This window comes from Halobacteroides halobius DSM 5150 (assembly GCF_000328625.1).
Taxonomy (GTDB): Bacteria; Bacillota; Halanaerobiia; order Halobacteroidales; family Halobacteroidaceae; genus Halobacteroides; species Halobacteroides halobius.
Genome location: NC_019978.1, coordinates 766,239 through 793,150, shown reverse-complemented (window position 1 = coordinate 793,150; position 26,912 = coordinate 766,239). Strand labels below are relative to the sequence as shown.

Annotated in this window: 25 protein-coding genes; 3 read left to right on the top strand and 22 right to left on the bottom strand. The window is 31.5% G+C overall.

The window, feature by feature from the left end; translation table 11 throughout:
* Positions 1-143: 143 nt before the first annotated feature.
* Positions 144-1,988, bottom strand: coding sequence for an asparagine synthase (glutamine-hydrolyzing) (gene asnB / locus HALHA_RS03970; RefSeq protein WP_015326506.1), 1,845 nt, complete (start codon positions 1,986-1,988; stop codon positions 144-146).
* 143 nt (positions 1,989-2,131) lie between these two features.
* Positions 2,132-3,244: a PRK06851 family protein gene (locus tag HALHA_RS03965; RefSeq protein ID WP_015326505.1), complete on the bottom strand. Its 1,113-nt coding sequence runs from the start codon at positions 3,242-3,244 to the stop codon at positions 2,132-2,134.
* A gap of 173 nt (positions 3,245-3,417) precedes the next feature.
* Between HALHA_RS03965 and hcp the strand changes: the two genes are divergently transcribed.
* Positions 3,418-4,755, top strand: coding sequence for a hydroxylamine reductase (hcp, locus tag HALHA_RS03960; protein ID WP_015326504.1), 1,338 nt, complete (start codon positions 3,418-3,420; stop codon positions 4,753-4,755).
* A 294-nt stretch (positions 4,756-5,049) separates the two neighbouring features.
* Here the strand turns inward: hcp and HALHA_RS03955 are convergent, their stop codons facing one another.
* The 11 genes from HALHA_RS03955 to HALHA_RS03905 form a co-directional block, all read right to left on the bottom strand.
* Positions 5,050-5,766 (bottom strand): ABC transporter ATP-binding protein, encoded by a 717-nt coding sequence (locus HALHA_RS03955; RefSeq protein WP_015326503.1) that lies wholly within the window; start codon positions 5,764-5,766, stop codon positions 5,050-5,052.
* Complete coding sequence (locus HALHA_RS03950; protein ID WP_015326502.1) at positions 5,756-7,369, bottom strand: ABC transporter permease; 1,614 nt, start codon at positions 7,367-7,369, stop codon at positions 5,756-5,758. Before HALHA_RS03950 ends, HALHA_RS03955 begins: the two co-directional genes overlap by 11 nt.
* 60 nt (positions 7,370-7,429) lie before the next feature.
* Positions 7,430-8,473, bottom strand: coding sequence for a Fe(3+) ABC transporter substrate-binding protein (locus tag HALHA_RS03945; protein WP_041607648.1), 1,044 nt, complete (start codon positions 8,471-8,473; stop codon positions 7,430-7,432).
* 158 nt (positions 8,474-8,631) lie between these two features.
* Positions 8,632-10,062 carry an ArnT family glycosyltransferase gene (locus HALHA_RS03940; protein WP_041607647.1) on the bottom strand — a complete coding sequence of 477 codons (1,431 nt, stop codon included), beginning with the start codon at positions 10,060-10,062 and terminating at the stop codon, positions 8,632-8,634.
* A gap of 120 nt (positions 10,063-10,182) precedes the next feature.
* On the bottom strand, positions 10,183-11,361 hold the full coding sequence (locus HALHA_RS03935; protein ID WP_015326499.1) for a hypothetical protein: 1,179 nt from the start codon (positions 11,359-11,361) through the stop codon (positions 10,183-10,185).
* 66 nt (positions 11,362-11,427) lie between these two features.
* Positions 11,428-12,522 (bottom strand): hypothetical protein, encoded by a 1,095-nt coding sequence (locus HALHA_RS03930; RefSeq protein ID WP_015326498.1) that lies wholly within the window; start codon positions 12,520-12,522, stop codon positions 11,428-11,430.
* A 78-nt stretch (positions 12,523-12,600) separates the two neighbouring features.
* Entirely contained in the window at positions 12,601-13,233 is a 633-nt protein-coding gene (locus HALHA_RS03925) for a hypothetical protein (protein ID WP_015326497.1), read from the bottom strand.
* 82 nt (positions 13,234-13,315) lie between these two features.
* Positions 13,316-14,065, bottom strand: a complete 750-nt coding sequence (locus tag HALHA_RS03920; RefSeq protein ID WP_015326496.1) for a glycosyltransferase family 2 protein — start codon at positions 14,063-14,065, stop codon at positions 13,316-13,318.
* Positions 14,066-14,106: 41 nt separating this feature from the next.
* The gene (locus tag HALHA_RS03915) at positions 14,107-15,567 is read right to left on the bottom strand and encodes an alkaline phosphatase family protein (RefSeq protein ID WP_015326495.1); all 1,461 of its coding nucleotides are present in this window, start codon (positions 15,565-15,567) and stop codon (positions 14,107-14,109) included.
* Between the two features lie 13 nt (positions 15,568-15,580).
* Positions 15,581-16,468 (bottom strand): lysylphosphatidylglycerol synthase transmembrane domain-containing protein, encoded by an 888-nt coding sequence (locus tag HALHA_RS12960; protein WP_015326494.1) that lies wholly within the window; start codon positions 16,466-16,468, stop codon positions 15,581-15,583.
* On the bottom strand, positions 16,449-17,423 hold the full coding sequence (locus HALHA_RS03905; RefSeq protein WP_015326493.1) for a GDP-mannose 4,6-dehydratase: 975 nt from the start codon (positions 17,421-17,423) through the stop codon (positions 16,449-16,451). Before HALHA_RS03905 ends, HALHA_RS12960 begins: the two co-directional genes overlap by 20 nt.
* Positions 17,424-17,681: 258 nt before the next feature.
* Here HALHA_RS03905 and HALHA_RS03900 point away from each other — a divergent pair, with 258 nt between their 5' ends.
* Together HALHA_RS03900 and HALHA_RS03895 are read left to right on the top strand one after the other, a co-directional pair.
* On the top strand, positions 17,682-19,076 hold the full coding sequence (locus HALHA_RS03900; protein WP_015326492.1) for an ISLre2 family transposase: 1,395 nt from the start codon (positions 17,682-17,684) through the stop codon (positions 19,074-19,076).
* Between the two features lie 124 nt (positions 19,077-19,200).
* Complete coding sequence (locus tag HALHA_RS03895; protein ID WP_015326491.1) at positions 19,201-19,686, top strand: Mlp family lipoprotein; 486 nt, start codon at positions 19,201-19,203, stop codon at positions 19,684-19,686.
* A gap of 25 nt (positions 19,687-19,711) precedes the next feature.
* Here the strand turns inward: HALHA_RS03895 and HALHA_RS03890 are convergent, their stop codons facing one another.
* The 9 genes from HALHA_RS03890 to HALHA_RS03850 form a co-directional block, all read right to left on the bottom strand.
* On the bottom strand, positions 19,712-20,242 hold the full coding sequence (locus tag HALHA_RS03890; protein ID WP_015326490.1) for a carboxymuconolactone decarboxylase family protein: 531 nt from the start codon (positions 20,240-20,242) through the stop codon (positions 19,712-19,714).
* Positions 20,243-20,291: 49 nt separating this feature from the next.
* Positions 20,292-21,464 (bottom strand): N-acetylglucosamine-6-phosphate deacetylase, encoded by a 1,173-nt coding sequence (gene nagA / locus HALHA_RS03885; RefSeq protein ID WP_015326489.1) that lies wholly within the window; start codon positions 21,462-21,464, stop codon positions 20,292-20,294.
* Positions 21,465-21,501: 37 nt separating this feature from the next.
* Positions 21,502-22,230, bottom strand: coding sequence for a glucosamine-6-phosphate deaminase (nagB, locus tag HALHA_RS03880; RefSeq protein ID WP_015326488.1), 729 nt, complete (start codon positions 22,228-22,230; stop codon positions 21,502-21,504).
* 30 nt (positions 22,231-22,260) lie between these two features.
* Positions 22,261-22,989 (bottom strand): sugar isomerase domain-containing protein, encoded by a 729-nt coding sequence (locus HALHA_RS03875; RefSeq protein ID WP_015326487.1) that lies wholly within the window; start codon positions 22,987-22,989, stop codon positions 22,261-22,263.
* Entirely contained in the window at positions 22,990-23,718 is a 729-nt protein-coding gene (locus HALHA_RS03870) for a creatininase family protein (protein WP_015326486.1), read from the bottom strand. It lies immediately after the preceding gene.
* A 73-nt stretch (positions 23,719-23,791) separates the two neighbouring features.
* Positions 23,792-25,084 (bottom strand): PTS ascorbate transporter subunit IIC, encoded by a 1,293-nt coding sequence (locus tag HALHA_RS03865; protein WP_015326485.1) that lies wholly within the window; start codon positions 25,082-25,084, stop codon positions 23,792-23,794.
* 3 nt (positions 25,085-25,087) lie between these two features.
* Positions 25,088-25,363: a PTS sugar transporter subunit IIB gene (locus HALHA_RS03860; RefSeq protein WP_015326484.1), complete on the bottom strand. Its 276-nt coding sequence runs from the start codon at positions 25,361-25,363 to the stop codon at positions 25,088-25,090.
* Complete coding sequence (locus HALHA_RS03855; protein WP_015326483.1) at positions 25,363-25,824, bottom strand: PTS sugar transporter subunit IIA; 462 nt, start codon at positions 25,822-25,824, stop codon at positions 25,363-25,365. Before HALHA_RS03855 ends, HALHA_RS03860 begins: the two co-directional genes overlap by 1 nt.
* 17 nt (positions 25,825-25,841) lie before the next feature.
* A complete protein-coding gene (locus HALHA_RS03850) occupies positions 25,842-26,765 on the bottom strand; it encodes a phosphotriesterase family protein (RefSeq protein WP_015326482.1) in 924 nt (307 codons plus the stop codon).
* Positions 26,766-26,912 lie beyond the last annotated feature (147 nt).

Genomic DNA, 26,912 nt, shown 5'->3' with positions numbered 1-26,912 from the left:
GAAGTGATGGGATATCTAGCATTATTTTTAACTTAGGAGGAGTTCAGATAACGCCTTATGATATTACAACTAGAATACAAGTTTTTATCCAAAATTTAATTTTTGGTTTAACAACAGCTTATCTAATTATTAAATGGGGTAATTTAAAATAAAATCTGAATATTATATTCTTCTAGCCAAATATTAATTTGAATTAAATAAGCAAATAACTGAGGTAACCTCATTAACTGCCCAAACCAGGGAATATCAAAATCCTGGTCTACTTTAGTAAATTGTCGTACTGTATCCTGGTCAATTAAATCATGTAATGGAGCATTAGGATTATTTAATATATCTAATAACCAACTTCTTGTAGCTTCAAAGTATGCTGGATCAAAGGTCTTAGGATAAGGATTCTTAGGTCTAGTTCTTATATCTTCAGGCAACAAACCTTTAAGAGCAGCTCTTAAGATTCCTTTTCTCATTCCTCCATAGTTTTTCATCTCCCAGGGAATATTCCAAACATACTCTACTAAACGGTGATCACAGAATGGAACTCGAACTTCTAAACTAGTATACATACTCATTCGATCTTTTCGATCTAATAAAACTGGCATCCAGCGGGTTAAATTAAGGTAGAACATTTCTCTCATCTTAGCATTTTTTGCATCCTCACCTGGTAAACGAGGGACTTCATCTAATGCCTCTTGATATCTTTGATCTAAATATTTACTTGGTTTAACCTCTTTAAGCAACTCAGAATCAAAGATCTGCAATCTATCATCTATTCTTCGAGACCAGGGGAAAGTATTAGCTTGTAGTGCTTCTGCTCTATGGTACCATGGATAACCTCCAAATATTTCATCAGCACATTCTCCCGACACTGCCACTGTAAAGTCCTGCTCAATTTTTTTACAAAAGAGATAGAGAGATACATCTATATCAGCCATACCTGGTAAATCACGGGCATAGACTCCTTCTTTTAAAGCTTCAACTAACTGAGAATTAGGTAGTACTATATCATGATGCTTGGTGCTAGCATAATCAGACATTAAGCCAATCCACTTACTATCAGGATCTGGCTGGAATTCATTTGCTTCAAAATGTTCATCATTTCCTTCATAATCTACAGAATAGCTATGAAGTTGGCCCTTTTCAGCTTCTTGTAGGGCATTACTAGCCACTGCTGTAATAGCACTAGAATCAAGACCACCAGATAACAAAGTACAGATTGGTACATCAGATACTAACTGGCGTTGAACAGTATCAACAAATAATTCTCGCACCTTCTTAATTGTCTCTTCTGTACTATCTTGATGAGGCTTACTTTCTAATTCCCAATATTTTTCCTTGCATAGACCATGCTGGTCATAGACTAAATAATAGCCTGGTTTAAGCTCTTCAATTCCTTTAAAAACACCATGCCCTGGTGTTCTACCTGGGCCAATAGCCAAAATTTCAGCTAATCCTTCCCGGCCAATCTTTGCTTCTATTTTAGGATGGGCCAATAATGACTTTAACTCAGAAGCAAAAACCAGACTAGAGCCAAAGCGAGAATAAAACAAAGGTTTAACTCCAATTCTATCCCGAGCCATATATAGTTTTTTTCTACCCACATCCCAAATACCAAAGGCATAAATTCCATTTAAATGCTTAACACATTCTTCACCCCATTTAATATAAGAAGTTAATAAAACTTCTGTATCAGAATGCCCTTGGAAACTATAACCATGTTGCTTTAGTTTCTTACGTAATTCAGAAGAATTATATAGTTCACCATTATAAACCATAACATAAGTATTACCATTTTTCTTCTTAATCATTGGTTGCTGACCACCTTCAGGATCAATTACAATTAATCTGCGATGAACCAATCCTACATCTTCCCTAATCCATTCTCCACTCTCGTTTGGCCCGCGCAATTTCATAGTCTCTTGCATTTGCTCTAAAACATTTCTTTGCCTCGTTAAATCTCTTTCCCAATCTATCCAACCTGCTATACCACACATATTTTTCCCTCCTATTCAATCTTGATATTAAGTATCAACCTCATCTATAACTCAATATATCATATGCAAGAAAATGATATTCGTTATCATTTTCCAAAAAATAAAAAAAGACGTCCTAAGGACGCCTTTAATTAACTTAATTATTATAAATAACCTTTAATATCTGCCCAATCTTTGATTCTTTTAATGACCTTGTCACATCTTTTATCAATAGCAGAGAAATCCATAGCTTCAATATAATATTCTTCTAATTCATCATGTAGCTTCTTCGCTTTTCTTAACTGCACTGTAGCATCATCAATAACTTTTTTATACTGCTTTTTAGTATCTTCTATCTGTTCTCGATTTAAATCTACGATTTGAGGGTCTACACACTCTAACATATCAATTGCTTCATCTCTAGTCTCACTTACTGGATCAACAATATGAGGAGCAGTCCCATCAACTAAAGCTACACTAAGTTCTGGTACAGTAATCATATCTACACTATCTGGATCAAAAGAGCAGTGGAAGTAATTAACTGCAAATCCTTTTTCTCTAATAGCTTTAGCAACTTTTTTAGTCATAGTTGATTTACCTGTTCCAGGTCTCCCTTTAACAATATATCGAGTTTCTAAATCAGCTGTTATTTCCTTAAAGTAATCAATCACACCACTTGGAGTAAAAGCACTAGCAAAAAGATGTCTCTCTTTGCCTAAACTATCTGTTAACTCCCACTCACCTACAATTTCATCAATTAATTCTTCTGTCTTTTGATTGGCCTGCTGAAAATCCATCCCCTCTAAATAATAATCTTCCCAGCGGTCATGAATTAATTTTGCTTCCTGTAAGTAAGCATAGGCCCGATCAAATAATTTCCAAATAACATCATTTAAAGTAACAATCTGCTCTTTATATTGTTCTAAGATAGTTCTATCCCAATAACGACCTAAGTTAATAATTTCTTCTACAGCTCCTGGATACTCGGGATCTATTAAATGAGGAGCAGTACCATCTAATAAAGCAACTTTTAAATCACGAATAACTAATCCATCAAGCGATCCACTATCTGAAGAACACCAATGGAATTCTATATCATAGCCTTCTTCAACAAACTCTTGACCTATAGTCTTCATAAAGGTAGACTTACCTGTCCCAGGCCCACCCTTAATTACAAATATCAATTCTGCCCCATCAGGAAGATAGTCATAAAATGAATAAAACCCTTGGCATGTATTTCCACCAGGGAAATAATTACTAATATTTCCTTTAGCCATCTATATTACCCCCTATATCAGCTTTCTACTATGATAATTATGCTACTAGATGAACTACTATTAATAAAAATTTATTTTTTTAACTTACGTGAGCTAACTCACAGAAGAAAACAGAGTAGTAAGGTATGATTTAAACAGTGAAGTTAAAACCAATTAAACAAGGAGGAATAATTATGTTTGGTATTTTTAAGAATGAAGATGGTACTGTAGAACAAAATAATGAAATGTTCTGTTATCAATGTGAACAAACTCCTGACGGAGGATGTACTAAATTTGGAGTCTGTGGTAAAGATCCTAATATTGCTAGTTTACAAGATACAATTATTTATGGTTTAAAAGGAGTAGCTGCTTATGCTACTCACGCACGAGAATTAGGCTATAGTGATGATGAAGTAGATAAAATTACTCAAGAAGCTTTATATACTACATTAACTAATTCTAACTTTAATTTAGATGAACATATTGAAATGGCTATGAAAGTTGGAGAAGCTACTACTCGAGTAATGGATCTATTAGATCAAGCTCATACAGATAGCTTAGGAGTTCCTGAACCAGTTGAAGTTTCTCAAAATAAAGTAGAAGGAAAGTGTATTTTAGTAACTGGACACAATTTATATGCTTTAGAAGAGTTACTAAAACAGACAGAAGGTAAAGGAATTAATGTCTATACTCACTCTGAAATGTTACCAGCTCATGGTTATCCAGAATTAAATAAATATGAGCACTTAAAAGGGAATGTTGGTAAAGCATGGTTTGACCAACGACAGCTATTCGCAGAATTCCCAGGAGCAATTTTAGGAACTACTAATTGTCTAATGCCAATCAAAGGCGATTATGCTGATAGATTCTTTACCTATGGTACTGCTGGATTAGAAAAGGCTACTAAGATTGAAAATGATGATTTTACACCATTAATTGAAAAAGCATTAGAATTACCAGCAGCAAATAAGGAATCTGATGAAACATTAACTACTGGTTTCCATCACCAAACAGTATTAGGAATCGCACCTCAAATTGTTGAAGCAGTTAAAGAAGGTAAAATCAGTCGTTTCTTTGTTATTGCTGGTTGCGATGCACCAACTAAAGGTAGAGACTATTATCGGGAATTAGCAACTTCTTTACCAAAAGACTGTGTTCTTTTAACTACTTCTTGTGGTAAATTCAGATTTAATGATGTTGATTATGGTACTGTACCAGGTACAGATATCCCACGTTATATTGATTTAGGTCAATGTAATAACTCTGGCTCTGCAGTTAAGATTGCTCTAGCATTAGCTGAAGCATTTGACTGTGAAGTAAATGAATTACCGTTAAGTATTGTTCTATCTTGGTTTGAGCAAAAAGCTGTAGCTATTTTATTAGGGCTATTTAACTTAGGAATTCAAGATATTCATGTTGGCCCAAGTGTTCCAGAATTCTTATCAGAAAATGTAGTAGAAGTATTACAAGATAACTTTAATTTACAGACTATCGGAGACCCACAAGAAGATTTAGAAAAAATGTTAGGTTAATTAACAAAAACCTCCTGGTTTAAACCAGGAGGTTTACTTATAAGACTTTAGTAATTTTCTCCACCTAATATTAACAGAATCAAAATCAAGAATACAACAAATGCATAGTTGTCATCAAAAGCCATTCTTTATCCCCCCTCCTTTATTTGATTCAATACATAATATTAATTTTTTTAGAAAAGTGTTCATCAAAGAGGGTGGTAAATAACTAAAAAATATAAAATTTATACCAATCATAAATTCCAGTAACTTCAAGTCAACTAGTTAAGAAAAAATCATATAGTGTAGTAGATATTATTTGAAAAGACCAGCTACATAATCAGAAGTTGGATTGGAAATCAACTCTTGCGAATCACCTTGTTGAACTATTCGCCCATCTTTTAAAACTACTATTTTATCTGCTATACTTATAGCATCTTCTTTATCATGAGAAACAAAAATGGAAGTTATTCCTGTTCTTTTAATGATCTTTCTTAACTCTTCTCTGATTTTAGATTGGAGATTTGCATCAAGACTACTAAAAGGTTCATCCATCACTATCAAAGAAGGGCCAATTGTTAATGCTCGAGCTAGAGCTACCCTCTGTTGCTGTCCCCCACTAATTTGATGGGGATATCTATTTTTTAGCTCTTCTAAGCCAATCAATTTCAACACTTCAGCCAATTTTTTCTTTTTATATTCTTTACTTTTACCTTTTACACCAAATAATATATTCTCTGCTACTGTCATATGTGGAAATAAAGCATAATCCTGAAATACCATACCTACTTCTCTTTCTTCAGGAGAAACAAAATTATTATCATTAACCACAATATCATTATTGATCTTTATAGTTCCTTGATTAGGTTCCTCAAGTCCAGATATTAATCTTAATACAGTACTTTTCCCACTCCCACTTTCTCCTAAGATACAGACTATATCTCCCTCTTTTACACTAAAGGTAAAATCATTTAGAATGTCTTCTGCTGAATTTTTATATTTAAAATTTAAATTTTCAATCTCAACGAACATCTTTATCCTCCTTGCCTCCTAATTTGTGAATATAATAGATAGCAATTCCACAAATTAATATTATAATTATAGATGATAAAGCAGCCTCATGTATCATTTCATTCCCTGCATATTCAAAAGCTTTACTAGCCAATGTATCAAAATTAAAAGGTCTTAAAATTAAAGTCAGAGGGAGTTCCTTTAATACTTCAATTAAAACAAGTAAAAACCCACTAATTACTGCTGGCTTAATCATAGGGAAATCGACTTTAAAAAAAGTTTCAGTAATTCCTCTACCAAGGGTACGTGATGCTTCAAAGAAACTGTCACCAACTTTATCAAATCCTGATTCAACAGAGTTATAACCAATACCTAAAAACCTTATTACATAAGCAAAAATAAGCATTATTATACTTGATCTTAATACAGTGTTCAAGGCATTATCTAAAATTATAAAAAATAATAAAATCCCAACAGCTATGACTGCCCCAGGAATTGAATAACCAAGTAAAGCAATCTTTGCGTATAACTTAGATAGTATATTATCATTAATTCTAGCAGTATTAGCAATAATTACTGCTAGAACAATAATCAAAGCGGAAGAAAATAAAGCAACAGATAAAGAATTAAGGGTAAAAACAATAAACTCCAAATCTAGTATTTCAGCATAGCTTAACCAGCTCCAATGTAATAATTGCAATGTAGGTACTAAAAAACCAATACTAAAGATTAAGGAACAAAACCCCGAAATTAAATAAGCCTTTACCCCAGATAATTTCTGACGAGAAACAGGCCTTACTTTCGTAGTACTGTAACTAAATCTTCTCCCGCCCCGTGAAAACTTCTCAATTAATAAAACAGTAAAAACAAATAACATCAATAAAGCCGATAGTTTGACTGCCGAATTTAAATCTCCCATTGCAAACCAAGTCCTAAAGATAGCAGTACTAAAGGTTGAAATACCAAAATATTTGACAACTCCATAATCATTCAAAACCTCTAAGATTACTAAACTCACTCCGGCAACAATAGCTCCTCTAGAAATTGGTAACACTACATGCCAAAAAATCTCAAAAGGACTTCTGCCTAAAGTTCTAGCTGATTCTATTAAAGAAGCGGACTGCTTTGCTAAAAATGACCTTGTTAAAATATAAACATAAGGAAACAAAAAGATTGTATAAATAAAGATTGCACCTTCTATTGTCATTATATCAAAATAAGCTTGGTTTAATTCTATACCATTATCTCGTAAAAATGTCTGTATAACTCCTGTATAATTTAATAAACCAGTATATGTATAGGCACCAATATAAGGTGGAATAGCTAAAGGCAAAATTAATCCCCAGTTGAAAAAATCACGTCCAGGAAAATTATATTGGGTAACAAACCAAGCTGGTATCAAGCCCATAAAAATGGAAAAAACACCTGTAAATAAAACTAAAATAGTTGAACTTATTATATAGTCTTTTAGCAGATATTCCTTTATATGTTGCCAATTTTCATTTACTGGTTTAAAGATATTTAGCAAAATATTAAGATTAGGAATTAAAACTAGCAAGACAATAATAAAGCTCAAAACAGACCATATATTAAACAAAGATTTAATATCTCTTTTCTTCAACACTTGTAATCACCTACCTGTTATAAAAAGCAGCCAATCAATCGGCTGCTTTTGTCAAATTAATTATTGCCACCCTACTTCACTGAAGATTTTAACTGCTTTCTGGTTGTATTTTCCTAGTTTAGTTAAATTAATATCTTGAGTTTCAAAATCTCCCCATGATTTTAATAGATCTGAAGCTTCTACCTCTGGGTTTGCCGGATATTCATAATTAGCATTAGCAAAAATCTTTTGTGCCTTTTGACTTGATAAGAATTCCATTAATTTAATAGCATTCTCTTCATGTTTAGCATACTTAGTAAGTCCAACTCCACTTACATTAATATGGGTCTTTTTAGGAAAGAAGACTCCTAGTTTTTGGGCTAATTTTACTTCTTTTAGATTAGATGAATTTAACATTCTACCCAAATAATAAGTATTCATAATGGCTAAGTCACCAACACCTGCAGCAACAGCTATGGCTTGATCTGTATCATTTCCTTTTGGGCGTCGAGCCATATTATTCACAATTCCTGCTGCCCATTCTCTAGCAGCTGCCTCACCTTTTAAAGCTATGAAAGAAGCTAATAAAGACTGATTGTAAATATTTAATGAAGTCCTAGCTAAAATTCTACCTTCCCATCTTTTATCTGTTAAGTCTTCATATGTAGACAGTTTAGAGATATCCACTCTATCCTTAGCATAAACTATAATTCTGGCTCGAACAGTCAACCCAAACCATTGATTATCCCGATCCCTTAAATTAGCTGGTATATTATTAAATAATTTCTCACTCTTGACAGATTGCAATAACCCTTTCTTTTTAGCTCTATATAATCTACCAGCATCAGAAGTAATTAATAGATCAGCTGATGTAGATTGACCTTCTCTCTCTATTCGTTCAATTAACGCATCAGCCCGACCTTTTAATACATTTACCTTAATCCCCGTTTTTTCTTCAAATTGTTCATATAATTTTTCATCAGCTTCATAATGCCTACTAGTATAAACATTAACAACACCTTTATCTTCTCCTAATAAAAAATCAAAAAAACCAGCTGATGCTGTTGAAACTGTAACTGTACTCAAAATTACTGCTAAAGTAAATATTAGTAGTACTTTTTTCATATACCTCATCATCTCCTCTAGATTTTGTTATTTGGTTTTTATTCTTACTACAATAGTGCACATAATCTTATAGATGAAATTGATAATAATTATCACCTATGTAATAAATTATAGTAAGATATGTATAACCTGTCAAGGCTTTATTAAAATCATTTTACTTAATATCTTATATAATCATACAGCCTCTCCTTAGCCTGATACAAAATTATCTGGTTATAGACTGGATATAATAATCTTTTTCCACCCCACTTTTGAATTGGAACTAATAATTCTTGTAGCTTATCATCTTGTTTAACTAAACTATTATATACAGAATTAGTCATTAGTATATTCTCTGGTTGATTAACTAAAGATAATAATGAATGATAAAAATCTTTTTTATTTCTAACCTGCTTGATAATAAAATTAGGGTAATAATAATTAATGACCCTCTCTTCTTCAAAAGTATAGATTATCGTTTTTCGAGTAGAGAAGTTGTTATTCAAATAATGGCTTAATTTAATTACAGGGGGTAAATTAGACTTATATATTGTTACTAAAGGTAGAGACGTGATAATTAAGATTATAATTATAATTCCTGAAAGATAAATAAGCTTTTTTAACTTATTTAATAGCGATTGCCAACCAATAAATATTGATATTACAAATAAAGGAATTAAAGTGATTACATGTCTAGGCTTAGCTATATTCTGTCCAAAAAAGACCCAGATAGAGTAAGGTATGAACCAACTAGCAATAAATAATTTATCCCTACTAAATAAGTTCTTATAAGCACTTATGAACCCAAACAAACCTAATAAAATAAAACTAGCTAATAATACTTTAACTAAAGAATCGCCTACTTGATAAAAACCCAATCCAGCTACTAAAATATTATGATAAATTAATCTAATTAATCTAGTAACTAAGGTATTATCAGTTACTACTGTTCCACCCCAATCATTAAAATGGCCTGCAGTAAAATTTATTGCAATCTGAAAAAAATTTAATCCTCCCGCCCTAATAATTTGCCATCCTAACCATACTAAATTAGTTGCTGTAAAGCTAATTATAGCTACTAATAAAGTTGATACCTGTTTAGTATCTTGATACCATAAGCCAAGACTAATTAAGAATATAATAAGATACGGAAAATAAGATACTCTAACTCCTAAAGCAATCCCTAAGACAATAGCACTACTAACTAAATATTTTTTCTTCTTTTCTCCATCCTGCCAACTTAAATAAGTTAGATATAAAAATACTAATATAAAGAAAGTTCCTGGCATATCGGACATTATCTTAGCACTTAATATTAAATGTAATGGAGTAAACATTAAATAAACTCCAGCTAATAAAGCTATAGTCTGATTAGTCAGCTTCTTTACTAGCATATAGAAAGGTAAGACTGACAAACCACCAAAGACAGCACTTAATAAAGCTAAAGTATATGCCTCATCTCCTACCCACTGATTAATAATCTTGCCCAGCCAAATATAAATTGGATACCCAGGAAAATGTGGTTGCATTAAAGATAAATCATAATAGTCAATCCCTAAAATAAAATCAACTGCATCCCAACCGTGGGGATAGGGACTCAAAAAAAACAAGCGTAATCCAACCGCAATGATAGTTATTATTAATCCGTAGATAATTATTCACTCCCTCTTGTAATTTTATATCAATTAAAGTGAAAGAGTAAAGACTGCCCAAATAGGCAGCCTATCTCTTTAAATTTGACCAATATAGTTTCTTAATTGAGATTTAACTTTAGCTTCTAACTCCTTTACTTTTATCTTATCCCCATTGGCAACTGCTTTAGTTAATGTGCGTAAATCAGTTAATAAATTTTTAGCTTTATCAGCACCTAATTTTTCTTTAACATTATCATGGACTATATTATAGTATAATAATGCTTCCCAAGCCTTAACAGAAGCCTCTGGTTTGCCCCATTCTTCTTCTACTTCTTCTAATTCATGAAATACTTTTGCTACAAAACCTCGATTTAATTCATTAGATATTGGATTATATTTTACTTTAATACTTGGTCCAGTTAATTGCTTCTCAATCATTTTACTTCCTATCTTATTACCTGGCTTTACTTTATCTTTAATTGCTTGATAATAATATAATCCTTCTAGTTTTTCTATTTTTGCTTCAGCAGGGTCAGTAGAATCATACTCTTCTACTTCTTCTACTTCATGTAAGATTACATCATGATAAGCTTTAATTATATTTTTATCTACAATTTGAGCTGCAATCCTTAACTTACCAGGATTATTTTTATTTATAGCTTGCCGAGCAGTCTTTAAGCCGGATATAATATTTTGGTTTACTTTTTTATTTTCTTCTTTAATCATATTAGATAAAACTTGATAGTAAACAATTGCCTCGTCTAATTTATGATGAGCTTCTTTACTTTCTTCAATCTCTTTAATTGCCTCAACTAACTCATGTTTTACTGTCAAGTAGAAGGCTTTTTTTAGTGTCTTATCAATAATCTGGGACCCTATTTGAGGGGCTCGACCATTTTTAACGCCATTAAAAGCTGCCTCAATATATGGGTTCATTGTTTGATTGAATTCTTTATCTCTACTTTTAACCATTCCTTCTAAATACTTATCATAGATTTTTTCAATTTTAATAAAATTAATATCTTCTTCATGTCTTAATTGATTAATCCTTTTATAAGCTTTAACTCGATTTATCTGTTTAGTTACATCAGTCTTTAGTGGTAATGTTAGCTTAACTCTAACTTCTTTTACACTTACTGTATTCTCAGCTTCATTACTACCAAAGTCAAATAATCCAAAGAAAGAAAAAGCATAGGTAGTACTACTTAAAGAAACTACTGTGGCTAAAGCCAGTACCATAACTAACAAACTGCTTCTTTTACTAATTTTAAACATTTTATTTCCTCCCTAAACTTTGATTTAAAAAGTTGTCTAAGAGAACCTCAGACAACTAATTTTTACTTACAATTGAACAAAATAAGATTGAATATCATCTTCAATTTGTTCTATCAATTCTTTAGCTATTCCTTTATCTTCGGACTTAGTTGCTTTAGTTAATTGACGTAAGTTAACCAGTAACTCCTCTGCTTTCTTAACACCTAACTTATCTTTAACATCATTTTGGAAAATATTATAGTATAATAAACCTTCCCAAGCCTTAACAATTGCTTCTTGTTCGCCCCAATCTTCTTCTACTTCTTCTAACTCATGTAATACTTTTGCTACAAAACCTCGATTTAGCTCTTCAGCAATTACATCATAATCTACAGCATCAATTGGCCCCTTTAACATACCTTCGATTACAGCATTTCCAATTTTATTCCCAGTTTTTACTTTACCTTTAATTGCTTGATAATAAAGTAATCCTTCTAATTTTTCTATTTTTGCTTCAGCAGGGTTAGTAGATGCATACTCCTCTACTTCTTTTATTTCATGTAATATTACATCATAAAAAGCATTGATTATATTTTTATCTACAATCTGAGCTGCAATCTTTAATTTACTTAGATTTTTATTCTTTATCGCTTGCCGAGCAATCTTTAAACCAGATATAATATGCTGATTTAATTGCTTATCTTCTTCTTTGACAGTACTAGCTAAAACTTCATAATATACAATAGCTTCATCTAACTTATGATGAGCCTCTTCAGTCTTTTCAATCTCCTCAATTGCTTCTATTAACTCATGCTTGACTGTTAGATAAAAAGCTTTTTTAAGGGTCTTATCAATAATCTGGGCAGCTACTTGAGGGTCTTGACCATTTTTAGCTCCATTAAAAGCTGCTTTAATATATTGATTCAGACTTGTTCCAAATTCTTCATCTCTTGCTTCTACCATATCTTTTAATATCCCATCATATAATCTCTCTATATCACCAAAAGCAAGTCTTCCTTGTGGATTAGCATTTCTTATTTGCTTATAAGCTTCTACCCTTCTTTGCTGCTTAGAAACGTCAGTCTTTAATGGTAAAGAAGCTGCAAAAACACTACTAGTTCCCAACATAAATAATGCTACAAATACAAAAGCAATTGTTCCCTTTTTAACTCTAATATTCATCTTTTTGGCCCTCCTTAAGAGTGTTTAGTTATTTGTAAATATCAGGCAAGGATTGAACTTACCTGATATTTAATTCTACTACTTAGCAACAACTTCAGTTAAAACGTTAAGAACAACTTCTTTATTAGCTTTATACTTCTCTAAATTAGGTTCTTGGGCTCCAAAGCCAAACATACCTGGGTTTCCTAATGAACTTAAGCAATTTCTTAAAGCTTCTTCAGCTTTTTCATTCCCTTCTGGATTATTTGCTTTAATAGTTAATTCTAAGGCTTCATAAAATCCTTTTGCCTTCTTCACTAAAGCTTTAGCAGTCTTATACTCTGAAATTTCCTTTTGAGCTGATTCTAATCTACGCTCTACATTTCCTGCTAGTGCTAACTGAAAGTTATGAATAATTTTCTCTTTATCTTTAGCCTCAATTCCTGATTTAATATTAGCTATGTAATCAGTAATGAATGGACTTGCTGCATTAATTTCAGTTAACTCTTTTTGTAAAAATTCTAACTTATCCTCTATCTTTTCTGTTTCTTCTTTTACTTCTTCCCAGTCCTGATCACTCTTATTTAAACTAAATACAACTTCTTCATAGGCTTTCACTAAAGGGTCTTTCTCTTTAGTACCATAAGAATAACCTAAAGCAACACTTGACAGACCTACTACCAAAGCCAACATAAGAACTAAAGTTCCAACTTTTCTTGTAGATTTTAACATATTAACCCCTCCTTATATAATTAACAATTGACAATGTAGAATTGATAATTAAAAACATTGTCAATTATACTTAATAACAATTTTAATCAACAGTTACTTGTTCACTACCTTTTATTAATTGTTGATTATTAACTTCTTTTTCTGGTGCAGTAGTCATCTCCTTAAAAATAGCAGGGACTACTTTAGTCATATACTCCCTAAATTTAATAAAAGAATCTCCAGTCTGTCTTACTGAATAACTAATAGGAACTTGGGCCAACCTATAACCTTGTCGCAAAATATTAAGAGTAATTACTTGAGCATAATTATAATCATGAATTATTCTAAAATCCCTCATTACTTCTTTACTAAAGGCCCTCATTCCCGTCTGTCCATCAGTAATCCACTTTCTTAATAACATAGACTGTAATAAGGTGAAACAATAGTTACCAATTCTTCTGATGGGTACCATACCTCTAACCTGCTTCATAAATCTAGAACCTAATACATAATCAGCCTTATCATCTAAAATAGGTTCAATTAAATTATCAATTTCTTGGGCTGGATACTCATTATCAGAATCAATCATTACACCAATATCTGTACCTTGTTGGTAGGCCCAATTTAAACCTTGTCTAATTGTAGCCCCTAATCCCCAATTTTCTTGGTGCGAAATAATATATTCTGCTCCAGCTTCTTTAGCAACTTGAACTGTTTTATCAGTTGAACCATCATCTATAACTAAAATGTCAAATTCAACATCTGTTACTTCTCCTCGCGGTACTTTCTCAATTACTTTTCCTACTGTAGCTTCTTCATTTAAAGCAGGAATAATGACTGTAACTTTCTTCACTGTATCCTTCCTTTCTTACTTATATAGTCATAACTTATAGCTTATGACTTATCAATTGCTTCTGTTAGCACTGGCCCTCGAGAATAATCAGGATAATCTACCCCTAATAAATAACTAATCGTTGGTGCTACTGAAACTATACTTCTTTTATCCTCTATTCTTAATCCAGCTTTAATCTGGGGTCCATTTATAATGAACGGAACATATCTTTCACCTTCATCTAAATGGCCATGTCCACCAATCCCATCACTCTGTCCATGATCAGCAGCAATAATTAAAGTAGTATTTTCCATGAAACCTTCTTCTGTTAACCAATTGACAAAACCACTAATATGTCTATCAGCTTCTTCAATCTTCTCTTTATATTCAGAGTATAAAGCACCACGACTATGTCCTGTCTGGTCAGTACTGATTAACTGAGTAATCAATAGCTCAGGTGCTTCCTGCTTCATAATATCCTTGGCCCGCTTAATTATGTGACCATCTGCCTGATCATTATCCATTACAGCTGTTATTGCTTCTACATCTTCTTCGCCAAAAGCATCAATTAAATGAGCTATACCTAATAACTTCCCTTTTTTATCCTGCTGTCTTAATTTATCAAAGATACTTTCAGTCTTAATTCCTAAATCCAAAACTAAATTACTCTTAATCCCATGCTCATCAGGATAAGTACCTGTAAATAAAGATGAGAAACAAGTTACTGTTCGAGCTGGATAGATAGTCTCCATCTGTGTATACTCTGTTCCTTCTTCTCTTAGTTGATCAATAAATGGAGTATCTGCTTGGGCCAAGCGATCCTTCCTACAACCATCAATAATAATCATTATCACTCTATTGGTAAGAGGTTCTGTCACTTGAGCATTATTAGTCAACTCTTGATACTGCTCAGGCTTCCAATTAAATAATTTATGGTGAATTATAATTGCACCTACAACAGTAATTAAAAAGAATATTATATATTTAATAACAAATGTCGATCTTCCTATTGGTAATTGTCCAGTTAAATATAGATAACTATAATTTAAACTTAAGATTGTAACCAACGTCTTAGGAACTTGTTCTTGAAAATTTCCACTAGTCGAGTCACTATTCTTTAAAACCAACTTCCAAAAACGAGTAAAATTAGTCAAAGTAGTTCCAATTCGTAAATGATAATAAATTGTCCCCCAAAAGATAACAGTAAAGAATAAATAAACTCCTAAATCTAATCCGACTAATTTTAAATTCCAATAATTAAAAGCAATTATAAATCCAATTAGTGGCACCCATAAAAACCATCTTAATTTAAGAGGAAAATCATATCTAATATAAGTAATAAGTAATGGTAGATTAATCAATATAACCAGTAAAGTAGACTGCCAGAAACTAAAACTACTCCATTGCTGATAATGGTATAATAAAAAGATACCTACTGAAAATATAGGATAAAAAGACTTTCCTTCATTTAATAAATTCCAAGCTCTGGCTGCCCAAACTTCAAAATCTGAGGCCTTCTTCATAAAATTCTCCTTTCTAAGAAGCTAACTTTTTCTTAAATCTTACTATATCCATTAAATTAATTGACTCTCGTAAAGTAAATAGACCACCTACTAAATAAGAATAAACAAATTTTAAGCTATGGGTTAAGACTGCAATTGTTAATCCAGTTTCTAAATCAACTCCATAAAGACTCAAAGCAAAAGACATACTTGCCTCATAAGTACCTACTCCTCCTGGAGTAATATGAAATACTTGAGCCATAATAGTAAAACTATTAACTACAAGCAAAGGAATTAATCCTATCTCTAAATTCAATGCCTTAACTACTACTGCCAAAGCACTAACTTCTAAAACCCAACTAGGAATAGTAAGTAATATAGCTTTAATCAACTGCTTAGACTTAATCTCTTTTAAAGCTATCTGTAGCTGTGCTAAATAATCAAAGAGCTTAGCTTCAAACTTCTTAATCCATTGCCAACGGCTAAACCAAACTATACTAATACAAATAGTTAAGATTATAATTGCAGGTAAGATAAATAACTTCCAGTCAAAACTGATATGCTTAATTGATAAACTAACAAATAAAAACAAATTAATTAATAACGAAATTAAATCAATTACCCGGCTATATAAGACTGTTGAAGTTGCTTTTTGACTAGTATACCCCTCTTGGCCTAACAGATAAATCTTAGCTACTTCACCTAGCTTGGTAGGAAAGAGATGATTAACTAATAAAGAGACCATATGTAAAGAATATAAGTTGCTAACAGTCACTCTTTTTTTATTAAATAATCCCAGCCATGCAACTGATCTTAACCAGAAAGCTAAAGAATAACCTACTGCAAAGACTAATAATAAATCAGGATGAGCCATTAATAATTTACCTGCTTTTAATAACTCCTCAACTGCCAAGTCTTTCACCTAACCTACTTTTAGCACTTTGATACCAATCAGTAAATTTTCTAATTCCAACCTCAATATCTACTTGAGGTCGATAATTTAACTTATTCTTAGCTTTAGTAATATCAGCATAAGTAACTGGCACATCTCCCTCTTGTTCTGGAAGTTCCTTTAGCTTAGCTTTCTTGCCTAAATTACTACTAATTAGATTAATTAAATCTAAAAGTTTAATTTGGGAACTAGAACCTAGATTAAATATTTCAAACTCTGGATTATTAATTAACACTAATCTAATTCCTTTAATTATATCTGTAATATATGTATAATCTCTTTTACTAGAACCATCACCAAACATAGGAATAGGTTGCCCTTGGTCAATCAATCGAGTAAATTTACTAATGGCCATATTTGGTCTTTGTCTTGGCCCGTAAACAGTAAAAAACCTTAGAATAGAAATATTTAAATCGTATAAATTATGATAATTGCGACAAAATAGTTCAGCCGATTTTTTAGCAGTTGCATAAGGAGAAGCTTGTGAATCAAGTTTCATATCTTCTCTAAAAGGCACTTCACTTCTAGTTCCATAAACTGAAGATGAAGAAGCAAAAACAAACTGCTTAATATTATATTTATTAGCTAGGTCTAATAAGTTAATTGTTCCTTTTATATCTACATCTACATATAGATTAGGTCGTTGAACAGAATTACGCACTCCTGCCATAGCTGCTAAATGGATTACCTTATCTATTTTTTCTCTCTTAAAGATCCTATTTAAAGCAATTTGATTTAAAATGTCAGTTCGATATACCTTAAAATTATCTCTTTTCATAAATTGAAGAATATTTTCTTCTTTAAGCTGAGGATTATAATAATCATTAAAGTTATCTACTACTACTACCTGATGTCCTGTAGCTAATAAATCTTCTACTAGATGTGACCCAATAAACCCTGCTCCACCTGTCACTAAAATTTTCACTTCTAACACCTCTTCTAATTAAAAAATAACAATAACTATCTTTTTTCCTTAAACAAAAGTTAATTTTAAATTAATAATAGTTCTTATCACACTATAAATTATAATGAAAATCATTATCATTGTCAAGGAAAAATAGCTACTCTAGCAAGATAGCGTAAAAAAAGTATAGGTGAATTTATCCAAAAAATTAGAAAAGAGCCACTCCTTTTGATAAGGTATTGTTAACCACAACAAAACCAAAGAAAGGAGATGGCTCTTATGGACAATATTATACAACAATTTGAGGAAAATATCAGCATTGAATTAGAAAAAATATTAAAAGAGGTGCTATTAGATTCAGGAAGGGATATATCAGAAGTAATAAATTTAATCAAAAGTAATCTTGATGAGTTAGGTAGAAAGCTTTCTAAATGGGTTATAGAAACAGTAGATGAAACAATAAAGGAAAGTACTAAAAGAAAAAAAGAATGGAAGATAGTAAAAAAGAAACAAAGAAAATTAATGACTAAGTTTGGGGAAGTGAAGTATAAAAGAAGATATTATCGTTCTAAAAGCAGTGATAAGTATAAATATTTAGCAGAAGAAAGATTAGGAATAAAGAAATATCAAAGGATGGATAGTTCGTTAGAAGCTGAATTAGTAGATTTAGCATCAGAAAATGCTTATAATAAGGTAGGTAAAGAGGCAGTAGACGATTTAGAAATAAGTGACCAAACAGTGATGAATAAGGTAAGAAAGCTAGGGCAAATAGAAAACAATGAATTAAATGAAGTAACAGAAAAACGGGAAGTAAACTGTTTGTATATAGAAGCAGATGAAGATCATGTAGCTTTACAAAATGGGAAGAAATCAATGCCTAGATTAGTTTATATTCATGAAGGAATAAGTGAAGTTGGAGATAAGAGAGAATTAAAGAATAAATACTATTTTTCTGGAGTATATAAAGATTCAGAAGAGCTGTGGTTAGAAGTACTGGATTATATAGATGAAAATTATAAGTTAGAGAAAGTGGAAAAGATCTTTTTACTAGGGGATGGAGCACCATGGATTAAAAGCGGCTTAAAGTGGCTTCCTAAGTCTAAATACATATTAGATAGATATCATTTAATTAAGTATTTTAGGAGAGCTAGTAGATATGGAAGAAAAGAAGTTAAAGAAAAACTGTGGAGTGGATTAGAAGAACCAGACCAAGAGTTAGTTAAAGAAGCTTTTAGTGAATTGATATCTAATGAAGAAAATGAGAAAAGAAAGAATTTAATTAGAAAATCACGTCATTATATTTACAATAATTGGGATGGAATAGTGAATTATACCCAGGATAAAGATGCAATTGGTTGTAGTGCTGAGGGACATATAAGCCATATATTGGCAGATAGATTAAGTTCAAGACCAATGGCTTGGTCAAAGACTGGTGTTGATCAAATGTCTAGATTACAAGCATTTAAGTTTAATGGTGGAAATAAAGAAAAACTGAAAGAATTGTTTTTGAGAAAGGAAGAAAAAATAAAAAAAGAAGAAACTTTAACAGAGATTGAATCTAAAACGATAAATAGTAAGTTAAAAAAGAAGTTTGCTCAGCCTAAGAAGAATATACCTAGCATAAATATAGGAAAAAGAACAGGTTTAACTAGAGCTTTAAAGGCAATTGTTTGATTGGGAAAATAATTTTTAACTATTAACCTATAAAAAATTGATGCTATCCTCTAGCAAATAAAAATTGATAATCTAATCATTTAATAGTATTATAATGTTATAGTATCAAAAAAGGAGGCAAATTATGGATATTCAGTTAAATGGATTAGAAATCTTAAAAATGGCTATGAATATTGAACAACAAGGGAAAGAATTTTACCAAAGATGTGCAAAAGTTAATTCTAAACCAAAAGTTAAAAAACTATTTACTCAACTAAAAGATGACGAAGAAGAACACTATCAATACTTTAAGAGGCTACTAAATAATTTAAATGAAGAAGATAAATCTTTGAGTAAAGATTATTTATATAATGAAGAAGTTAGTGGCTACTTAAGATCTTTGGTTGATAGTAAAGTGTTTCCAGAAGATGAAAAAGTCATAGACGAGATTGCTCATAACTTAGAAGAAGCACTTAAAATAGGTATCAAAGCAGAAAAAAACTCCTTATTACTTTATCAAGAATTAATCCAAGTTGAAGAAAATTCTAATGCTATTAAAGCCTTAGAAAAATTAATCTTAGAAGAAAAACGACATCTCATTAAACTTCAAACAATGCGCGGAGAACACTAAAAAAAACCCCCATTAATGGGGGTTTTTAATCTAACTCAATATTTAAAATCCTTGTGAAAGAATTTAGACCAGCAAATAATTGAATCACAGTTACTAATTCTAATAATTCCTCTTCTGTAAAATGCAATTCTGTAAAATCTGGTTCTTGCAATTGATAGTTTTGATCAAGACACTTGTCTATAAATCTTAATACTCTAGCTTCTATTTCAGTTAAATACTCATACTCTCCAACCTTTACCCTCTCTAATACATCAGTAGAATACCCTATTTGTTGCAAACTTTGATAATGCTTATCAATGCAGTAATCTGCTTGATTTAAAATGGAAACTCGCAGAGCAACTAATTTTTTTAATTTTCTGGGTAATAAATCATCCTTCATTACTGACTCCATCAATTCCCACGTAGCCCGTAAAGTATCAGGCTTGTGTCCTAAAGTTCGAAAGAGATTAGGCACACTTCCTAACTTATTTTCAATCTTATTAAATACATCCTTAGTTAAATTCATTGCTTCATCTTCTTTAAGTCTACTCACCCTATCAACGGTAGATATAGGCATTTTTGCTCCCTCCTAATCTTAAACTACCCTAAATAGAGTTTTCAAATTCTTAAGAAATCAATTTATTATAAACTATTTCTCCTTCTATTATAGTCATTTGAGTATTAAATTGATCATCAAAAACAACTAGATCTCCGTCTTTTCCTACTTCAATACTTCCTTTTTGATTAGCAATATTTAATCTACGAGCTGGATTAATAGTTGCCAACTTAATAGCTTCAACTAAATTCAATTCTGTTATCTCAATGACATTCTTTACTGCTTGCTTTAAATCAATGGTACTGGAGGCTAAATTACCAGATTTCAATCTTGCCACCCCGGATTTTATAATAACTTCTAAACCACCTAAATTATATTCTCCATCCCCCATACCAGTAGCCGCCATAGCATCTGTAATTAATATAATATCCTCGAAATTTTTATTTTGTAACACTAAATTAATAACCGCAGGATGAATATGTTCTTTATCAACAATTAGCTCAACTGTTGTATCATTACTATTTAAAAAAGCACCCACTACTCCAGGTTCTCTATGATACAATCCTTTCATTCCATTAAATAAATGTGTAGCATGACTTACTCCCCATTCAAAAGCTTTTTGCATTTGTTCCCAACTAGCATTTGTATGCCCAGCAGAAACAACTATATTATTTTCTAAAGCATAATTAATTACTTCTTTAGAATTATTGTTCTCCGGGGCCAAGGTTATAATCTTAAGCTTATCCCCTAAAATATCAACTAAAGTTGCTAACTCCTCTATACTAGGTTCTTTAATGTAATCTGGATTTTGTGCTCCTTTTTTATCAGGATTGATATAGGGTCCTTCTAAATGAAGCCCTAACATATTTCCAATATGTTCTTCTGACTTTATATATGATACTAAGCTTTGACTAATATCTATTAATTTCTCTTGGCTAGCTGTTAAAGTAGTTGCCAAAAAACCTGTTGTCCCTTTACTAGCTTTATAATTAGCAATCGTAGAAAAAGCTTCTTTGTTACCATTCATAACCTCTTGGCCCTTGGCCCCATGAATATGGATATCTATAAAACCAGGGGCCAAGTAATCTCCCTTTAAATCTATTACTTGCTCTTGATTTATATTATTTAGCTTAGACATTTGACCTATTTTCTTTATAACCCCATCTTTAATTCTTACAAATCCATTCTTTATTATCTTATCTTCTGTAATTATCCTTCCCTTCTTTAATAGTAAAGAATTCATTTTTCACCTCCTCTAACCTATTTCTCATTTTTCTACCTCAATTGATTGCTTTTGCTGCTGCCTCATCAACTACAATAGTAACATCAGTATGCAATTGCAGTAAAGAAGCAGGAACTTCTGTTGTTATCTTCCCACTAATTGTTTTTTTAATAGCTTGAGCTTTTTGTTCACCACTAGCTAATAATAAAATCTTTTGAGCTCTCATAATAGAACTCATCCCCATAGAAATCGCCTGTCGTGGTACCCCTTTTTTAGTAGCAAAAAAACGGCTATTTGCTTCAATAGTCTCTTTAGCTAAATCAACTACATGAGTACCTGTCTTTAGTTTATGATCTGGTTCATTAAATCCTATATGACCATTAACTCCAATACCTAAAACCTGTAAATCAATCCCGCCAGCTTTTCTTATTCTTCGATCATATTTTAAACAAACTTCTTCTAAATTTTCTTTATTCGCTGGAGGAATATTAATATTTTCTGAAGCAATATTAATATGATCAAAAAAATTATTGTACATATAATGATGATAACTTTGTGGATGTTCTAAAGGTAAATTTAAATATTCATCCAAATTAAAAGTAATGACTTCAGAAAAATCAACAGATCCTCGTTTATGCATTTCTACTAAATTCTCATACATCCCTAAAGGAGTCGAGCCAGTAGCTAATCCTAAAACTGAATTAGGTTTTAAAATAATCTGACTAGAGACTATATTAGCTGCTTTAGCACTCATCTCCTTATAATCTTCTACAACATGAAGTCTCATCTTGGCCCTCCTTATAATTAATTAAAATTATTATAAATGTTTAATTCTACCACCATATTTCTCAACCAATTTGTGGTTTTTTTCATCTGCCCCATCAATATTTCCACTTCTATATACTGGCAATTCCATTTTTTTCTTCTCCATAAGTGTTAAAGATTCTGCAATAATACTATTAATTATTAACGCACCACTAATAGTTGAAACAGGAACTGCTTTAGTTTCCTCAAATTCAAGAACAGCATCTCCAAAAGGAGCTTCATTATCAATCACTAAGTCTACCACTTCAAACAAACGTTTTCCACTGTGGTGTCTAGATTCACTAGCTTTAGAATACTCTAATGAAGTTATTCCTATTATTTCTAATCCTTTTTTCTTAGCTTTTAAAGCTACTTCAACAGGTACAGGATTACGTCCTGAAGTAGATACTACAATTAATAAATCATTCGATTTAATGTTATAATTATCTAGAATAACTTCTCCAATACCTTCCATCTTTTCCATTTCAGTGCTCCTGATAGCACCTTCATCTAACATTATACTTGAATCAAGTATTGGATTCATTACTGCTAATCCACCTGCGCGATAGAATACCTCTTCAGCTAACATATGAGAATGGCCACATCCAAAAACATGAATAATTCCATCATTTTGTATGGTGTTAACAAACTTTTTAGATATCTCTTCTATTTTTTTAATTTGATTAGATTCAATCTCATTAATTATCTTTGTAATAGAATTAATATAATTTATAGCAGACATTTAAAGTACCTCCCTTTTAAATTCTTTAATAATTTTTTTCATTTCTTTAACAATTCCATTTAACAATTTTCCCCCTTTAACTTCTGTAGCTTTAGTAGGATCTCCTAATACTGCATCTTCAGTAATTTGATCCCAGAATAATGGATAATTAGAAAAATAACTAGGAAACTGAGGATATGATGGATGTGCTTCTTTCATATTTACCAAATCTGGATTTATATTTAACATTAAAGACGTTTCTATTTCTTCAGCATGGAGATAATTAGAGTGAGCTCGTTTACTATCTATAAGATCATTTTCTAACGATTTTAATCCTGGATGGGTTAAATGTAAAATTTCAATCTCATTATTGGCACTAATGTTTCTTGCTGCTTTTTTCAAGCTTTGATTATTACCAAAATGAGCATTTACAACAACTAAACATTGCACTTTATGTCTTTCTAAACTAATAGCAATATCTTCAATAATAGAAATCAAAGTTTCAGTTTGCAAAGATATCGAACCAGGGAAATTCCTTAATGACCAAACTTGCCCTAAAGGTAATAAAGGTAATAGTATTCCATTGATTTGCTTAGTTAGTCTTTCCGCTAATTCTTGAGCTATATAATTATCTGTTCCTAATGGCAAATGAGATCCATGGGCTTCTAAAGCCCCTATAGGTAAAATAACTACTTTATCTTTCAATTCCTCTTCTGCATATTGCCATTTCATTTTACTCATCTTATTCATATTTACACCTCTAAAGAAATAATAAAGGGAGTTTTAAAACTCCCCTTATCCTATTTTATATTCCCAAACAATATTATCCAAATAAACCTACTACCCATTTTAATATTGTTCCAAACACAAACATATCAGTATCTCCACCCCATAAAATAAAATCAGGTATTGTAGTTGGAGTTATATATTTAACAAATATTGCTTGCCCTAAAGTAATTATAATACCAATAATCACTCCACTAGCTATAGCTCCTTTAACTCCACCAGTAGCATTACCAAGCACACCAGCACCCGCAGCATGGAAGAAAATTGCTATCATTGGTGGAACAAAAACATAAAATCCAGATAATCCCATAATCAACATTAAAATAACCATAGTGACAAAAGAAGCTATAAAACTAACAATAGTAGCTATCGGAGCATATGGATATAAGATTGGTACATCTAAAGCAGGTTTAGAATCTGGAACAAGTTTATTAGAAATACCTTTAAAGGCAGGTACTATTTCTCCAATTAATAATTTAACTCCATGAAGAACCACAGCAATTCCTGCTCCAAACTTTAACCCTTGTAAGACACCATAAATGATATGATTTTTATCTCCTGCATATTTAGTCATAAATTCTGGTCCAGCTAATATAGCACCAATTACATAAGCCAATACCATAACAGCAACAATTACAACATTACTGTCTTTCAAAAACTTTAATTTATTCGGTAGCTCTAAATTCTCAGTACTATTTTCTGGATCTCCAATTAATTTACCTACAACTGCACCTAACCATGCCCCCGAAGCAACAGTATGACCAAGAGCTATATTATCTTTTCCAGTAGCTTTTTTTACATACTTTTGTAAAAACGCTGGTTGAAGAGTCCAATATAGACCAAGTATAATAGCTCCAGAAAGCACTAATTTAAATTGAGAAATTCCAGTTCCAAATACCTCTACCATTATTCCTGTATAAACAAAACTAACCCAAAACATCATATGTCCAGTTAAATAAATAAATTTGAATCGAGTAAATCTAGCTAATGCTACATTAACTAAAAATCCAAGAGTCATAATCAAAGTAATACTACTACCAAATTGGGAAATGAACTCTTGAGTTCCTATAATCCCAGTCATCTGGCTATGTTTCATTCCAAAAACCTCTTGCCACATTGGACCAAAACCTTTTAAAGCCCTTACTATTATTCCAGACCCTGCTCTTATAATTACAAAACCAAGTACCGTTTTAATTGTTCCTGAAATGATTTCACTAAAACTTTTTTGCTGAACAATTAATCCAAGAAAAGCAATTAGAGCTATTAGACTAGCAGGCTGTCTGAAAATATTACTAGCTACCCATTGGCTAACATTTATTAAAACTTCCATTAGTTATTCCCCCTTCTTTAAAAATTCTTCAAGTTTATGTTTGATTTCTTCCTTATCCATAAAATCTTCAACTGTAATTACTGGCTTTTCTAATTCTTCTGCATTTTCAGCATGATACTCCCCTGCTAAAATTAGGTCTGCATTAGCAGTTTTAGCAGTACTAATACTAGTATTATCAACCTCTACATCTAAATCTAATTCATCTGCTATCTCCTGAATATTCATTTTCAATAACAAACTAGTTCCTTGGCCAGCTCCACATACTGTTAATATCTTCATTATTTTTGACCTCCTTTATCATAATTTTGAATGTAACTAATTAATTTATCTTTATTATTCGCCTCCTTTAAATATTGAAGATTCTTATTAGCATTTAAGAATGTAACTAATTCTCTCATCATCTCAACATGTGATGAATCATCAGAAGCACAAAATGCAATTACTACTTTAACAGGGTCATTTTTAGAGTGCCCAAATTCAACTGGAGTCTTTAAAGTTATTAGACTAATTCCTGGTTCTAAAACTCCCTTTTCAGGGCGCGCATGGGGAATAGCTAAACCAGGTGAGATAACTACATACGCTCCTTCCTTTTTTATCATATCCTTCATCGATTCAATATAAGATGGTTTTACTAAACCATTATCAACTAACATACTACCAGAGATTTCTACGGCTTCTTCCCAATCATTTACTTCTACACTAGTTTTTATATTTTTTGAGTTTAAGTATTGTTTTATCATATTATCCCTCCTCAAAATTAAAATGCTAAAAATCTCTTAGGATTCTCAATAAAAATTTGTTTGATTTGAGATTTATTAAACCCTTCTCTTAATAACCGAGGAATAAACTTATTATGCAAATACTCCCAACCAGGACCTCCCCCATAAGACTTTAAATAAGATTTCCTTCCCATATCATTTGAAATAAAAAGCTGATTAATAAATCCATCATTAGCTAATTTCTTTAAATTAATAATTCTTCGTTCATCCGTATAATATTTTATCTTCGACGGACCATCATACATAATATTAGCTCCTCGCTCTAAAATCGATTTATGATATCCATAGTCCAAATTGCGATCTATATGAATCAAAACTATCTGAGAAAAATCCACTCCTTCTTCAGCAAAAATATCTAATTGCTCATGCCCCATAGTACCCATTTCTGTATGAGTTTTAATAGGTGCACCAGTTACTGAGTGAGCCCGAGCTACTGCTCTAATAGTTTTTTCTTCCACTTTAGTGATTCGATTATAATCACTTCCAGCTTTTAAAATTCCAGCTTTTAAATTAGTTCCTTCCATTCCCTCAGTAATTTCTCGAATTAATAAGTCAGTTAATTCATCTAAAGAATAATTATGAATCCATTCTTCAAAGAAAATACCACGATTGAATCCAGTAGTAGCTATAATGTTTAAATCTGTAGTTTTTGCTATTTCATGCATTCCTCTAACATTACGCCCATAATCAATTGCAGTACCATCTACTAATGTTTTGACTTCAGTATTAGTACCTAACTTTCGCAATTCCTCTGTAGCTTTTCTAGAACTGTCTAATACTAAATCTGGATCTTCTTTTGCTACAAATTGAGGTGGGTCTGTTAACAAATGCTCATGCATACGAACTACTCCTAAATCATCTGAAGAAATTTCCCCATTAAGTGTATTAATAGTTTCCTTCAATTTAACATACCTCCCTCTTGTAAGTTAAATTAACTCTCTTATACTCACTCATTCTTAGAATTTGAGTTTTTAATAAACATTTTTCCATTAGACAAATAGATATTAATTGAAGATAAATAAATATTTGGAATATCTTTGATAAACTAT